Source organism: Anaerovibrio sp. RM50 (genome assembly GCF_000622005.1).
Classification (GTDB): Bacteria; Bacillota; Negativicutes; order Selenomonadales; family Selenomonadaceae; genus Anaerovibrio.
Map to the genome: position 1 here is coordinate 104,902 of NZ_KK211384.1, position 14,261 is coordinate 119,162.

A 14,261-nucleotide genomic window follows, 5' to 3' on the forward strand; every position below is an offset into this window, starting at 1 on the left:
TCGTGCCAAATTTCTCTACTTACTCCACAAACTCCTCATGGCTGGCATAAGCACTGTGGTTGTGAATGCTTTCAAAATTATCGCAGTCCAGAGCGAACCATCTGATACCTTCAAGCTGACGGAGGGCAATAACTCCATCTCTTAAAATATCCTCAACAAACTTCGGATTATCATATGCCTTTTCCGTAACGAACTTTTCATCCTCACGCTTCAGCAAAGGATAAACCTGACAGGATGCCTGCTGCTCCATAAGATCCACTAAATCCTCAATGAGAATACATTCATGCTCATCATCAAAGGAAACCCTGACATCCATGACACCCCGCTGATTGTGGGCGCCATAACGGGAAATTTCCTTGCTACATGGACAAAGGGAGGTATATGGAACCTTTACCCCCAAAGTAAACTGCAACGGATTTTCTCTCTCCATGAATCCATCAAAGAAGCAGTCCACATCCAAAACTGACTTCCGCTTGCTTACAGGGGCAAATCGGTCAACAAAATACTTAAAATCAATGCGGATAGCCGCTGTCTCGGCCTGCAGCTTATCCATGGCTTCCTTCAGAATATCAGCCATTTCCACCTCGGCTATTGGCAAACGGGTCCACTTGTTTAAAATCTCCTGGAACCGGCTCATGTGAGTGCCTTTATATTCCATTGGCAAAGACACAGTAAAGCTGATATTTGCCAGAACCTGCTGATAGTCCCCCTCCTTTGTTTTTATCAAAAGAGGAAGATGTGCATCCCTGATGCCCACCTTCTGAATAGCAATACCGCGGGTATCAGCACTATTTTGTACATCCTTCATATAATACACCTGTCACATATTTTCATACTCAACCGGGTCAACCACCCCGGCCTCTTCAAAGCCACGAAGTCTCAGCTTACAGCTGTCACAGACACCACAAGCCTTTTCCCCGCCCTTATAGCAGCTATGGGTAAATTGCAGTGGAGCCCCTAATTTGCTGCCCAGTTGAACTATTTCCTTCTTGGAAAGGTCCTGAAGAGGTGTTTCTATTTTAATGTTGCGCCCATCTGCAGTTCCTGCCTTGGTGGCCAGATTTGACGTTTTCTGAAAGCTGGCAATAAACTCCGGTCGACAATCCGGATAACCGGAATAATCCACCGCGTTGACACCGATAAATACATGGTCAGCCCCAATAACCTCGGCATAGGCCATGGCGTAGCTGAGAAAAATCATGTTGCGGGCCGGCACGTAGGTAACTGGGATATCCTCTGCACCATGTTCAAAATCTCCATCCGGAACCTCAATCTTGTCATCTGTAAGAGCAGAACCGCCAATATCTTCCATATTAGTTTCTATGATAAGGTGCTTTTTCACGCCATAGAACTTGGCGACCTTCTTGGCACCCTCCAATTCAATATTATGTCTCTGATGGTAGTTAAAGCTGATTGGGTAAACCTCCAAGCCCTTTGATTTTGCCACAGCCATGCAAACTGTGGAATCAAGACCACCAGAAAGTAAAACAACTGCTTTTTCCATTGTATATACGCCCTCCTTACCCGACGCAATGTAAAGCTTTTATGGCACCAGGAATATCCTGTGCTTTATAAACAGCAGAGCCTGCCACCAGCACATCGGCACCGGCTGCTGCCAAATCTCTGCAGTTTTCCACAGTAACGCCGCCGTCCACTTCAATCTCCGCGTGGCTGCCGGCCTTTTTCAGCATAGCCTTTAATCGAGAAATTTTGTTCAGAGAATTTGGAATAAATTTCTGACCCCCATAGCCAGGATTTACTGACATGATAACTATCATATCAAGATCCTCCAAAAGCTCCTCCACCATGGAAAGGGGAGTGGCTGGATTTAAGCAAATTCCGGCCTTGCAGCCTGCAGCCTTAATAGCCTGCAAAACTCTGTGGGGATGCTTTGCCGCTTCCACATGGAAGGTAATAATATCCGCCCCGGCCTTGGCAAATGAGTCAATCTGGGTATCCGGATGCTCCACCATGAGATGAACGTCAAATACTGCATCCGTCACTGGACGAATAGCCTTAACTATCAAAGCCCCCAAAGTAATCTCTGGCACAAAGGTACCATCCATAACATCTATATGTACGTAGTCAGCACCTGCTTTAACAACCTTTTCTACCTCCTGGGCCAGATTGGCAAAATCGGCAGATAAAATTGATGGCGCAACCTTAGTCATCAATATGCCTTCTTTCTTTCTAAAATACTTTGCAAAATATTCAAATACGCATCATAGCGCTCCTGGCTGATAATCCCCTCTGACAGGGCATTTTTTATGCCGCAGTCCGGCTCATGGCTATGGGTGCACGTATTATAATAGCACTTTTCAATATGAGGTCTGAACTCCGGAAAATACATGGCCAAAAGATTTTTGTCAAGATGCTCCAGCTCAGCCGCACTAAACCCGGGGGTGTCCACCACGATACCACCGCCGGTCACAGGCAACAGACAGGCTGCTCTGGTGGTGTGCTTACCCCGTTTTATCTTTTCAGAGATAACCCCTGTGGTAAGGGACAAATTGCTGTCAATGGCATTAAGCAGAGAGGATTTTCCCACGCCGGAAGGTCCTGCGAAGGCGGTAACCTTCCCCTTTAACAGATCTTTTATTTCCTCAATGCCCTTCTTTTCGTGGGCAGAGGCAAAGATAACTTTATAGCCCGCATCCACATAGGGCTTAACAAAATTCTCCGTAGCTTCAGTCATCAAATCTGTTTTATTGAAGCAGATTACGATTTCCGGAATATCCGACCACTCTGCCAGCACCAAAAACCGGTTTAAAAGCAGAGAATTTATATCCGGCTCCTTCACTGCAAAAGTAATTATAACTTGGTCTATATTGGCTACAGAAGGACGAAGAAGCAATGTCTTTCTTGGCAGACGTTTTTCAATAACACCAGTGCCATCGCCAAGAAGCTCGTACTCCACCTTATCCCCGGTAACCACAGAGCCCTTGATTCTTTTTATCCTGCCCCGAAGCCGGCAGGAAAGAAGCTCCGGATTTTGGGTAAGCTCCCTTCCATCCTCCAGCACATAATAAAATCCGTTATACGTTTTTATAACCTGACCTGTTGGCATGTATTTTTCCTTTATTAAAAATTCAATCTTACTCCGGCTTGACAACCTCTTCAGGGGAGGTCTTCTGAGTCTTCTTTCCCGTATCTGTCGGCTTGGCAGTAGTTGATGTGTTCTGACCGCTGGAAACAATAATATTCACAGCTCCGCCTTCCTTTACCTCAGAACCTGCTGCCGGCGACTGGCCAATAACAGTACCCCTTGGCTTGGCGTCGGATTGTTCGGTAACAGTACCCAAGTTAAGCTTATTGGCGGCCAGATTGGACTTAACACTGTCCACAGACATGCCTGTATAATCCGGAATGGTTACACCAATCTTCTTAGGTCCCTTGCTGACGGTGAAATCTACGGACTGGCCCTTGTTAACCTTAGAGCCACTGCTTGGGTCCTGTTTCAAAACAGTGCCTTGCGGTTCATTGGATTCTTCCTCATAAACCGCACCTATTTTTAGCCCCATTTTGTTAAGCTTGGTTTCAGCATTGGATCTGGACATACCCTTTAAATCCGGCATAGTAAGCTCCTCACCGCCCTTGCTGATGTATATGGTAACCTGGCGTTGCTCCTTCACCATAATTCCCGCCTCAGGATACTGGGATACAACCTGTCCCGCAGGCACATTCGCATCATAAGTCTCCGCGATCTTAACCCGCAGTTTCTTTTCTTCCAGCATTTCACGGGCTATTTCCACCTGGCGCCCTACCACATCAGGAACCTCCACCTCCACGGAGCTCCAGAAATTGCCATACGACAGGAAAGTGCCTGCAAAGAAGCCCATAATCAAAATCAATACCAGCCCCAAAACAAACTTCTTGGATTTGAGAATTTTGCCAAATGAGGAGTCATCCTCCCTGTCATCTTCATAACCATCATCATATTCATAATCATAGTCCTGGGAGCCGTACTGCTGTGGCTGATTCTGCTGCAGCATATCAGGAGTAAGCCTTGGTATTACTTGAGTGGCAAATGGATCATTTGGCGCTGCCGGTGTATTTATAGCAGCCCCTGTGGACTTTCCCTGAATCATGGCCAGGGCCTGATCAAGATCCATAAACATATCGGTACTGCTTGGGCGGAGCATAGGATCCTTGTTCATTGCCTTCTGTACAATGGCCTCCAGTACAGCCGGAACAGATGGCTTAATCTGACGTATTGGCACAGGATCCTCCTGTAAATGCTTCAGTGCAATGCTGACAGATGTTTCCCCATTATATGGCAGGGTACCCGTAAGCATCTCATAGAGCACCACACCCAGCGAATAAACATCCGACTTGGTGGTAATGGCGGTACCCTTTGCCTGCTCAGGCGAGAAGTAATGTACAGAGCCCATTACGTTGCCCCCATAGGTCATTGTGGAGGAAGAAACAGCTCTGGCAATACCAAAATCAGTAACCTTGATATGGCCATCCGCCATAATCAAAATATTATGAGGCTTTATATCACAATGAACCAAGTTGTTCTTGTGGGCAGCCTCCAGGGCACAGGCCAGTTCCTTGGCAATCCGGGTTGCCTCCTCCGGCTCCAGATATCCCTTTTCCTGAATATATTCCTTCAGAGTCTGGCCAGCCACATATTCCATAACAATAAAGTGACTTCCCTCGTCCTCACCAACATCATATATATTAACGATATTCTGATGGGTCAATTTGGCTGCACCCTTAGCCTCGCGATGGAATTTTTCTATAAATTCCGCGTCATTGGCAAACTGTGCATGAAGGATTTTTACAGCAACAGCACGGTCCAGCAGTTTGTCATGGGCTCTGTATACATCAGCCATGCCACCGCCACCGATATGTTCCTGAATTTCATAACGTCTTGCTAAAACGCGATCTATCATGCCATATCCTCCTACCTGTCTCTTAAAGCTGCAATTATCTGACGGGCGATAGGAGCCGCCACGGTTCCACCGCCACCACTGTTTTCAACAATAATACAAAATGCAATCTTTCCCTGTGGAAGCTCCGCTGCTCCAATAAACCAGCCATGATCAGCTCCTTGGGAATTCTCTGCAGTACCGGTCTTGCCAATAACCCTAACGCCGGACACTGCCGCCGCCCCGCCGGTACCGTTGGTTACAACATTTTCCATAAAGCCGCCAATTATATTGGCCCGCTTTTCCGAGGTAACCTCCCTCCACTTGGAAGGAGAAGCCTTTCTTATTACCAGTCCCACTGGGGAAATAACCTCTTCCACCAGATACGGAACCATAACTTTACCATGATTTACATAGGCACTGGCCAGCATTGCCATACGAAGAGGTGTTACCAAAGTCTCCCCTTGGCCTATGCCCACCTGGGCCGTATCCCCATCCCCCAGCTCATTAAACTTTGGCAGATGACATCTGCTTTCATTAAATTCACTGTTGATTGGGTCAGCAAAACCAAATCTGTCAAAAGCATTCTCCAGTCCCTTACCGTGCATACGCATAGCCAGAGTACCAAAGGTAACATTACATGACTCAGTCAGGGCATCCTTTAAGGTAAGGTTGTTGCCATGAACTGCCCCGTGGCTTTCACCAATATATTCATTACCAATCTGCAGTTTACCGCTACAGTTGAATTTTTCATTTAAATCAGTAACTTTTTCATCCAGGGCCGCATCGGCTATCAGCACCTTAATGGTGGAGCCAGGCGGATAAAGGCCCTGTGCCGCCCTGTTTAATAGGGGACTGTCCTCACGGGCCGTAAGGCTCTTCCAGTCATCCTCCACATTTGTTGGATTAAATGTAGGCTTGCTCACCATGGCTATAATAGCTCCGGTTTCTGCATTCATGACCACCACAGCCCCCCTATTACTGCCCAATGCATCATAGGCCAGCTGCTGAATATCTGCATCCACCGTCAGCTTTACATTGTTACCATGGGTGGACTGGATTGCCTGACAAATCGGCCCCAGCATCTGAAGCTGCTGAGATTGACCTGTAAGGTCGCTTCCCGCCACTGCTTCAATGCCATCACTGCCAATGGCCTCCCCAAGATACCCGGTAACCGGGGCCATAACCTCACCATAGGGATAGCTTCTTTCACCAGGCTGGGTGCTTTTGGCCAGCTCCCTACCATTTATGTCAAGGATAGTACCCCTGATTATATCCAGTGCAGCATCACCCCGACGATTCATAGGATTTGCCGCCAGAGCCGGTGCTGCAATAACCTGCAAATAAACAATATATCCAAACAGGCACAGGAAGCACACCAGCATAAATATACTGCAGTGCAGAATATATTTTTTTACATCTTTATGCCCCATGAACCTTTTCCTTCTTTGATAACGATAACAAGAGGCCAATCATAACAAAACCAGATACCATGGAACTGCCGCCATAGCTTATAAATGGCAGGGTAATACCTGTAAGGGGCAGAAATTTGGTAACTCCGGCTATAATGATAAAGGCCTGTGTAAACAGAGCTATGGAAAAACCCGCCGCCACCAAGGTATGAAGCTCTTTTTTGCAATTCATGGCAATCATAATACCACGATAGAAAAACAGAACATATACCATCATAATGACTGTACAGCCCAAAAGCCCCAGCTCCTCAGCCACAGCTGAGAAAATAAAATCTGTGTGAACCTCTGGAATAAGTCCTGGATGCCCATGGGTAAATCCTGTCCCCCAGACTCCCCCGGCCGCAAAAGCGAACAAGGACTGAACCACCTGATAGGCCTGACCTGCCGGATCTGCCCAAGGGTCAAGCCAAATATTAAAGCGCACCTGAACATGGGAAAAAAGCGCATAACTAATTACCGCTCCCACCCCAAAAAACAACAAGGCAATAAACACATAAGATTTACTGCCGGTTCCCATATATGTCATAAATACTGCCATACAGAAGAACAACAGAGCTGATCCCAGATCTCGCTGAACAACAAACATCAGAATAGCAATGCCCCAAATAACCAGCAAAGGGGCAATAAATCTTATCGGAGGCAAATCCAAAAACAAAATTCTTCGTTTTGCCTCATTCAGCATATCCCTATGGTCAGACAGAAAAGCTGCAAGGAAAAGTACCAGCAGAATCTTGCCAAACTCAGAGGGCTGAACGGAAAATGGCCCAAAAACCAACCAGTTCTTGCTGCCGCCAATTTCCACACCAAATATCAATGAAAGACACAACACCACCAAGGTACAGATACCTAATATGTATTGATATTGCATCATATCTTTAAGCTGGCGTGAGAAATACAGCACTCCCACCATTACTGCCATGCCAATCATCAGCCATCTGAGCTGAGGTACACAAAGAATTGGCTTCAGTCTGGCCAGCATTATTATACCCAAACTTGAAAAAAACAGCACCATGGGAAACACCCATATATCGCTGCTGAACCTGCCCTTAATAAGAAACAGCTGAATGGCAACCCCCATAACAGCCGCCCCCAATGCCCAGGGAACAGGTGAAAAATCTATTTCTGGATACTGGTTCAGCATAATAACCCCCAAACCAGCAAACATAATCAAAAAATCAACTGCCACCAGAAGCAGGCTCTTACTTTTCATTGTATTCCACCACTATTGCCGAGATATTATCAAGGCCACCGCCGGCCTTGGCCCGTTCCACCAATGCTTCAGCCTTATCCTGACAATCCTCTGCCTCAAGAGTCGCCTGAATATCAGGTAGAGTTACCATATTGGTAAGTCCATCGGAGCAAATAAGGAATACATCCCCATCATTTAGGGTAAGTTCCCCGGTGTCAACCTCCACCACAGGATCCACTCCCACAGCCCGTAAAAGCATATTTTTATTTGGATGGACCTTGGCCTCATCTGCAGAGATACTGCCATTTGCCAACAGCTCGGCCACGTAAGTGTGATCATTGGTTATCTGCTTCAAATTACCGTCTCTGAGACGATACAGTCTGCTGTCCCCCACATGGGCCCAAAAAGCGGAGTTATCTTCAATGTGAAGCAAAGTAGCTGTAGTCCCCATGCCACTTCGTTCCGGATTTTCCTTTGTGCACTCAAAAATGGCCTCATTGCCATCTACTACAAGATAACGAAGGCCATCCTGATCCAGATTGGTATTCTCAGATGACAGTTTGTTTTCCACAGTTGCCGTAAAAATATGACTGGCTATTTCGCCGGCCACATGGCCACCCATACCATCAGCCACAACGAATACATCCTTGGGACCAACTAAAATACTATCTTCATTTAACTCTCTTACCAAGCCAATATCAGTAGCCTGACTAACCTTCAACAAATCCATCACCTCCCGAACTCAAATGTGGCAGAGCCTATGGAAATCAAATCACCGGACTGAAGGTACTGTCGCCCGGTAACAGGTTCATTGTTCACATAGGTTTTATTGACGCTGCCCATATCCTCAATAACGTACAGATTGTTTAAAAGGGCTATTTCCGCATGATGATGGGAAGCAAAACTGTCATTTAACACGATATCGTTGTCATTGCCCCGACCGATGCTGACGTGATTGGAAAAGGCAAAACGTTGTCCAACCATACTTTGGTCAGAACATTCCAGCACCGTCAACACTGCTTCCACATTGGAAATTTCAGTAATTGCATATATGTCATCAACCACAGGCTGACTGTCCTTTTTCATGAATTTAATCAGCTTGAAGACAAAATAAAGCAATAATATTAGCAGCCCATATTGAAGAACTATCCCCAATGTCTTAATTACAATTGCAGTTCCCTGCATATCAAATCACCTCATACACCAGCACCGTCTCACCAATTCGTATTTCATCCCCGGTATGCAGGAGCTGTGGTGACACTACCCTTTGCCCATTGACAAAGGTACCATTCAGGCTCTCGGCATCATACAATACATGCCGATGTCTCTCATATGTTATATAAGCGTGGACTCTGGAAGCATTGGTGTCAGTCAAAATGAAATCATTATTAACCCGACGGCCAATATAAATCTGCTTTTCTCCAAACTCCAGATATGAATCTATATCAGGTCCCTCTATTGCTAGAAGACTTACTGTTTTATGCTCCACAGGCAAATTAAGAGGTGGCTTGAATTCGGATTTGTTCAGCACAATGGTATGGCACTCCGGTGCCTCCATGGGCTGCTCCATTTCCCCGTAGCTGTCATCCACAAATGTGCCCTTTACCTCGCAGGTCCCCTTTGGGAATTCCTCGTTGGCATTAAGGGTTATCTCCAGCTGGCCATCCATAAAGCTGTCATCGGAAATAATCATTTTTTCCACCATTACGTAAAGCTCGTCAAGAAAGCGGCGGGCACAAAGCCTCTGATAATCATCAGGGGCCATTTCCACGTAATAAAAATTAGGCACAATCGGACCACCCTGACTCTTGCGCCTCCTTCGGATTATTTCACGCTCCAGCTGTTTTACAACCTCAGTTGGTTCCAGGACAGAGCTCAGCTTGCGATTAAAAAATCCCTCTATCTTTTTTTCCAGAAAAGACTCCAGGTTGCCAATAGACATTACAGACCCTCCTAAGCCTTGCTAGTCTTAATTTTACATCTTAAAGCAATACAAGTAAATAAGATAATCCGCTTAAAAGCAGGTATCTCAGCCCTTATCCAGGTGTCTGTTCCTAAGCTGGCCACAGGCCGCCTGAATATCGTTGCCCATTTCACGTCTAACTGTCACCGTAATGTGGTGCTTGGCCAGATACTTCTCAAAAAAATCTATTCTCTCCGGGGACGGACGATTCCAATTCCGCTCCACCACAGGATTTATTGGTATCAAATTTACGGAGGCCAGCTGTCCCTTCAAAAGATTCACCAATTCCTTTGCCTGCTTGGCATTATCATTTACCTCGTCTATAAGAATATACTCATAGGTAACACGGCGATGAGTCTTTTCCCCATAATCCCCTCCAGCTTTTATCACATCAGCCATGGGATATTTGCGATTAATAGGCATCAGTTCTGAGCGAAGCTCATCCTCCGGAGCATGAAGGGAAATTGAGAGATTAACGGGAATTTCCTCGTCAGCCAAACGATAAATATTAGGAACAATCCCGGAGGTGGAAAGAGTAATGCTGCGATAGCTCATCCCAAGGCAATAATCCTCATGAAGAAGCCTTATATATTTAAGTACATTATCATAATTGGTAAGAGGCTCTCCGGAGCCCATGATAACAATTGTATCCACCTTTTCCCCGGACTTTGCAAGCATATCATTTATATAATATGTCTGGGCCAGCATCTCCCCGGCTGTAAGATTGCGAACCATACCGTGAAGAGTTGAGGCGCAAAAGGCACAGCCCATGTTGCATCCCGCCTGGGAGGAAACACATATACTGTTGCCATAGGGTTGGCGCATAAGAACAGTTTCCACTCCCACCCCATCGGAAAAATTCAGGAGGAATTTGGAAGTCCTGCCATCAGAGGAATCCATCTGGTCAACTCTGGCTGCCCGGTCTATAACACACTCCGACGCCAGCTTCTCCCGCATGTTCTTGGGAAGATTCTGCATATCATTAAAGTCTGTGACACTTTTCTTGTACATCCATTCCGCCAGCTGCTTGCCACGGAACTGGGGAAGTCCCCACTCCACCGTGAGCCCAGTGAGTTCCTCCAAGGTTTTGCCAAAAATATTTATCATTATGAATTACTTTCTCCTCATACACGAAATGAAGAATCCATCTGTGCCATCACGTTGCGGATACAGCTGAACCATTTCATCCTCTCTCGATTCAGGAAGTCTTTCTCCGGCGTGCTCCAGGGTAAACTCCTTGGCCTTTTCCAGAAACGCCTTCACCACATCCTGGTTTTCCTCATGGGCTATAGTACATGTACTGTACACCAGAAGGCCTCCCGGCTTAACTGCTGCCGCCGCACTTCTAAGGATTTCCAGCTGCAGCTTAGGCAACTCCTTCAATAGTTCCGGGGACTTGCGCCATCTGGAATCAGGTTTTCTCCTGAGAACCCCCAGTCCTGAGCATGGTGCATCTACCAATACCCTGTCCGCCTGTTGAGGAAATTCCTGCCAGATTTCCCTTGCATCAATAAGCATTGGATCAATAATGGTAATGCCAAGGCGCTCCGCATTATTTCTGACTCTTTCCAGCTTGTGATCATATATATCGCAGGCCACAATACGGCCACGGTTTTCCATCATAGCAGCCATGTGGGTAGTCTTACCCCCGGGAGCACTGCACACATCCAGCACCAGTTCCCCTGGCTGCGGATCCACCACATGGGCCACAAGCATAGAACTTTCATCCTGAACCTGACAGTAGCCATCCTGAAGTACCTGCAAATCATCAAGGGAGCCGTGAGATGTTATAATAACCCCCTCCGGTGCGAATAAGGACTGTTGGCAGTCCACCCCCACGGAAATAAGCTGAAGCATAAGCTCAGAGCGATTCGTTTTTATTGTATTTGCGCGAACTGAAAGAGGTGCCTGCTGATTATTAAATGCACACAGTTTTGCCGCCTCATCATAGCCAAATTCCTTAATCCAGCGGCGCACCAGCCACTCAGGGTGCTGCTCCGTAAGAGCCAGCTGTACAGTGGCGTTGCCCTTTCCCTCCGGGAAAGCCCCCTTTTCAGGTTCCCTCACCATAGTGCGCATTACACCATTGACAAATTTGGCAACTCCTGCATGACCAAAGCGCTTGGCAAGCTCCACAGACTCATTGCAGGCAGCGGAATCGGGCACCTTGTCCATATATTTAAGCTGATATACCCCCATGCGCAAAATATCGCGGACAATGGGGCTGACCTTGCTTAAGGGACGGTTAATATATTTTCTGATAATCCAGTCCAGGGTTTCCCCGGCCTTTACCGTGCCATAAACAAGTTCAGTAACAAAACGACGGTCCATATCACTAAGACCGCCTTTTCTCAGCTCCTTGGCCAGAGCCACATTGGCATAAGCCTCCTGTTCATGGACCGCATTTATAATTTTCAAAGCCGCTTCACGTGCTTTATCCATCTAATTCTCCTCTTCACAACTGACAGCATCAGATGCAGGCAAATCTATTATTTCCATAATGGCTCTTTTGAATTCATCAACATCCACCTTGGTATTGAAGCAAGGACCATTGGGACGAATATTCATCACTCCCACAGAGGGAATAGGATACACATCCTGAATACCGCTGGCCAGATCCCGTTCGCAGGCCACCGCCACCACCGCCTGTGGCCGTATGTCCATAACCTTTTGACGGGCCAAGGTACCACCTGTTACAACAAAGAAATGAAAGCCCATTTCCTCTGCCAGCGTTACCAGATCACCGATATTGCAGCCTCCGCATCGCCTGCAGTTGCCAGGATCAGTGGTGATTTTATGGGGACATGTACTAAGCTGCAGGCAATGGGGTGTTACCACCAAAAGTCTGTCCGCCGGCACCTTAAGGTGACGATTTCCCACAATGGCATTGCTCACCGCCACATAAGACGCCTCAATACGCCGACGGTCAATCCCCACAATCTTCCCTGCAGAAATTACAATATAGTAAAGAACATTTAACAGGGTATAGGTCTGTTTTTTAAATATGGAAGGCAAAGGCCACCCTTTAATTCCAAAGACCATTCCCAAAATGCCAAAACCAATGAGAAAAAGCAGTCCTATCATGGCCGCCGCAAAGGCCGGTGCCAGATGGGTATTTATGTTATTAAGACCAGGAAGGGTTATGAACCAGACTCCGGCACATATTATCAGCATAATAACATATGTTATACACAAGAGACTGATAAAAAGACGTTTCTTGGCCTTTTTAGCTGTATATTTCATAATGCATCCTCTGGGGAAACCAATATCAATTAAAGGTAAGACCAGCTTTTACACCATTTCCCCGAACAAAATCACCTGCTGCCATACGTTTCTTGCTGGGTGGCTGAATTTCAGTGATTTCCACAGCCCCCTTGCCGGCAGCAACAATAAAGCTCTTTTTGGTAAGCTCCAGTACCTCTCCCGGATTACCGGCCTTGTCTTCTCTCACCCTGGTGCTCCATACCTTGTAATTTTTTCCCTCCAGCATGGTCCAGGCCACAGGCCAGGAATTAAGGCCCCGCACCAGATTATGAATCTCCTGGGCAGACTTGGTCCAGTCAATATGACCAGTTTCCTTTGTAAGCATGGAAGCGTAGTTGGAAAGTCTGTCATCCTGCTTTTCAGGGGTGATAGTACCTGCCTCCAGGCCATCAACAGTATCTGCCAAAAGGTCCTTGCCCATAAACGCCAGCTTATCGTGAAGCTCCTCAGTGGTCATATCAGGAGTTATTTCTACTTTACTTTTAAGCAGCATATCACCTGTATCCAGCCCCGCATCCATCATCATGGTGGTTACGCCGGTTTCGGTTTCACCATTGATAATAGACCAATGAATAGGTGCTGCACCGCGATATCGCGGCAACAACGAGGCGTGAACATTTACACAGCCCAAACGGGGAATATCCAAAATCTCCTGGGACAGAATCTGACCGAAAGCCACCACCACAATAAGGTCCGGCTTCATCTCACGCAGTTTTTCCACGCACTCAGCTGTTTTAATCTTCTCTGGCTGCCAAATCGGCAAACCGTATTCCATCGCCTTAACCTTTACAGGTGAAGGGGTCAGCTTCTGCCCTCTCCCCTTGGGACGGTCAGGCTGGGTTATAACGGATACCACCTGGGTCTTTTCCTGCATTACCTCCAGACAGCCCACGGCGAAATCCGGAGTTCCCATAAAAACAGTTCTTAATTTACTCATTTGCTTTCTCCCTGCTTAATGGTCTTTGCCACATCGATAAACAATGTTCCCTCCAAGTGATCCAGCTCATGCTGAATACAGCGGGCCATAAGTCCCTTGGCTGTAAGATGTTTCTTTTTGCCCCAACGATTGAGATAATCAACGCTTACCTTCTCTGCTCTTTCCACATCACCAAATACGTTTGGCACGCTAAGGCAACCTTCCTGGCCAATTTCAGTACCTTCACGACGGGTAATCACCGGATTCACCATCTCCACCAGGCCGTTATCATCACCAACATCAATTACCACAAGGCGGATAGACTGCCCCACCTGAGGAGCGGCCAAACCGACTCCATCAGCCTTGTACATGGTCTCAGCCATATTATCCATCAGCTTTCTTAATTTGCTGTCAACCTTCTCTATGGGAGCGGCCACCTGCTTTAAAACAGGATCGCCAGCTTTGACTATATTTAACAGTGCCAATTACAACACCCTCCTATTGCTATATATCCGTATAATTTTATCATATTATGGAAAGAAAGTCCAAAATTGCACCATATCACCAGAAAAAAGAGCACTGA

At 46.7% G+C, this 14,261-nt stretch carries 15 protein-coding genes; all 15 read right to left on the reverse strand.

Translation table 11 applies throughout. The features are described from left to right. Positions 1-19: 19 nt before the first annotated feature. The 15 genes from folE2 to def all read right to left on the reverse strand — a co-directional run bounded on the left by folE2 (position 20) and on the right by def (position 14,163). On the reverse strand, positions 20-808 hold the full coding sequence (gene folE2 / locus T525_RS0113405) for a GTP cyclohydrolase FolE2 (RefSeq protein WP_027407592.1): 789 nt from the start codon (positions 806-808) through the stop codon (positions 20-22). A gap of 12 nt (positions 809-820) precedes the next feature. Further along, positions 821-1,504 (reverse strand): 7-cyano-7-deazaguanine synthase QueC, encoded by a 684-nt coding sequence (queC, locus tag T525_RS0113410; protein ID WP_027407593.1) that lies wholly within the window; start codon positions 1,502-1,504, stop codon positions 821-823. A 16-nt stretch (positions 1,505-1,520) separates the two neighbouring features. After that, positions 1,521-2,171 carry a ribulose-phosphate 3-epimerase gene (rpe, locus tag T525_RS0113415; protein ID WP_027407594.1) on the reverse strand — a complete coding sequence of 217 codons (651 nt, stop codon included), beginning with the start codon at positions 2,169-2,171 and terminating at the stop codon, positions 1,521-1,523. After that, positions 2,171-3,067, reverse strand: coding sequence for a ribosome small subunit-dependent GTPase A (rsgA, locus tag T525_RS0113420; protein WP_027407595.1), 897 nt, complete (start codon positions 3,065-3,067; stop codon positions 2,171-2,173). The genes rpe and rsgA overlap by 1 nt, the downstream gene beginning before the upstream one ends. Positions 3,068-3,095: 28 nt before the next feature. Beyond that, positions 3,096-4,898, reverse strand: coding sequence for a Stk1 family PASTA domain-containing Ser/Thr kinase (pknB, locus tag T525_RS15350; RefSeq protein ID WP_072031666.1), 1,803 nt, complete (start codon positions 4,896-4,898; stop codon positions 3,096-3,098). 11 nt (positions 4,899-4,909) lie between these two features. Then, on the reverse strand, positions 4,910-6,307 hold the full coding sequence (locus T525_RS0113430) for a penicillin-binding protein 2 (RefSeq protein WP_027407596.1): 1,398 nt from the start codon (positions 6,305-6,307) through the stop codon (positions 4,910-4,912). Beyond that, positions 6,297-7,556, reverse strand: coding sequence for an FtsW/RodA/SpoVE family cell cycle protein (locus tag T525_RS0113435; protein ID WP_027407597.1), 1,260 nt, complete (start codon positions 7,554-7,556; stop codon positions 6,297-6,299). The genes T525_RS0113430 and T525_RS0113435 overlap by 11 nt, the downstream gene beginning before the upstream one ends. Continuing rightward, entirely contained in the window at positions 7,546-8,265 is a 720-nt protein-coding gene (locus T525_RS0113440; protein WP_037325731.1) for a Stp1/IreP family PP2C-type Ser/Thr phosphatase, read from the reverse strand. The genes T525_RS0113435 and T525_RS0113440 overlap by 11 nt, the downstream gene beginning before the upstream one ends. Continuing rightward, positions 8,265-8,720, reverse strand: coding sequence for an FHA domain-containing protein (locus T525_RS0113445; RefSeq protein WP_027407599.1), 456 nt, complete (start codon positions 8,718-8,720; stop codon positions 8,265-8,267). The genes T525_RS0113440 and T525_RS0113445 overlap by 1 nt, the downstream gene beginning before the upstream one ends. A 1-nt stretch (position 8,721) precedes the next feature. Beyond that, positions 8,722-9,477 carry an FhaA domain-containing protein gene (locus tag T525_RS0113450; RefSeq protein WP_027407600.1) on the reverse strand — a complete coding sequence of 252 codons (756 nt, stop codon included), beginning with the start codon at positions 9,475-9,477 and terminating at the stop codon, positions 8,722-8,724. An 87-nt stretch (positions 9,478-9,564) separates the two neighbouring features. Then, positions 9,565-10,605 (reverse strand): 23S rRNA (adenine(2503)-C(2))-methyltransferase RlmN, encoded by a 1,041-nt coding sequence (rlmN, locus tag T525_RS0113455; RefSeq protein ID WP_027407601.1) that lies wholly within the window; start codon positions 10,603-10,605, stop codon positions 9,565-9,567. A 6-nt stretch (positions 10,606-10,611) separates the two neighbouring features. Continuing rightward, positions 10,612-11,940, reverse strand: coding sequence for a 16S rRNA (cytosine(967)-C(5))-methyltransferase RsmB (rsmB, locus tag T525_RS0113460; protein WP_027407602.1), 1,329 nt, complete (start codon positions 11,938-11,940; stop codon positions 10,612-10,614). Then, the gene (locus T525_RS0113465; protein ID WP_027407603.1) at positions 11,941-12,741 is read right to left on the reverse strand and encodes a DUF116 domain-containing protein; all 801 of its coding nucleotides are present in this window, start codon (positions 12,739-12,741) and stop codon (positions 11,941-11,943) included. 25 nt (positions 12,742-12,766) lie between these two features. Then, positions 12,767-13,699, reverse strand: a complete 933-nt coding sequence (gene fmt, locus T525_RS0113470; protein WP_027407604.1) for a methionyl-tRNA formyltransferase — start codon at positions 13,697-13,699, stop codon at positions 12,767-12,769. Then, the gene (gene def / locus T525_RS0113475) at positions 13,696-14,163 is read right to left on the reverse strand and encodes a peptide deformylase (RefSeq protein WP_027407605.1); all 468 of its coding nucleotides are present in this window, start codon (positions 14,161-14,163) and stop codon (positions 13,696-13,698) included. Before def ends, fmt begins: the two co-directional genes overlap by 4 nt. Positions 14,164-14,261: the final 98 nt, after the last annotated feature.

Bases quoted from the DNA above. Each gene is read 5' to 3' on its own strand.
- pknB (WP_072031666.1), bottom strand. From the start codon at position 4,898: ATGATAGATCGCGTTTTAGCAAGACGTTATGAAATTCAGGAACATATC.
- T525_RS0113445 (WP_027407599.1), bottom strand. From the start codon at position 8,720: ATGCAGGGAACTGCAATTGTAATTAAGACATTGGGGATAGTTCTTCAA.
- rsgA (WP_027407595.1), bottom strand. From the start codon at position 3,067: ATGCCAACAGGTCAGGTTATAAAAACGTATAACGGATTTTATTATGTG.
- fmt (WP_027407604.1), bottom strand. From the start codon at position 13,699: ATGAGTAAATTAAGAACTGTTTTTATGGGAACTCCGGATTTCGCCGTG.
- T525_RS0113430 (WP_027407596.1), bottom strand. From the start codon at position 6,307: ATGGGGCATAAAGATGTAAAAAAATATATTCTGCACTGCAGTATATTT.
- T525_RS0113465 (WP_027407603.1), bottom strand. From the start codon at position 12,741: ATGAAATATACAGCTAAAAAGGCCAAGAAACGTCTTTTTATCAGTCTC.
- rsmB (WP_027407602.1), bottom strand. From the start codon at position 11,940: ATGGATAAAGCACGTGAAGCGGCTTTGAAAATTATAAATGCGGTCCAT.
- T525_RS0113435 (WP_027407597.1), bottom strand. From the start codon at position 7,556: ATGAAAAGTAAGAGCCTGCTTCTGGTGGCAGTTGATTTTTTGATTATG.
- T525_RS0113440 (WP_037325731.1), bottom strand. From the start codon at position 8,265: ATGGATTTGTTGAAGGTTAGTCAGGCTACTGATATTGGCTTGGTAAGA.
- rpe (WP_027407594.1), bottom strand. From the start codon at position 2,171: ATGACTAAGGTTGCGCCATCAATTTTATCTGCCGATTTTGCCAATCTG.
- folE2 (WP_027407592.1), bottom strand. From the start codon at position 808: ATGAAGGATGTACAAAATAGTGCTGATACCCGCGGTATTGCTATTCAG.
- rlmN (WP_027407601.1), bottom strand. From the start codon at position 10,605: ATGATAAATATTTTTGGCAAAACCTTGGAGGAACTCACTGGGCTCACG.
- T525_RS0113450 (WP_027407600.1), bottom strand. From the start codon at position 9,477: ATGTCTATTGGCAACCTGGAGTCTTTTCTGGAAAAAAAGATAGAGGGA.
- queC (WP_027407593.1), bottom strand. From the start codon at position 1,504: ATGGAAAAAGCAGTTGTTTTACTTTCTGGTGGTCTTGATTCCACAGTT.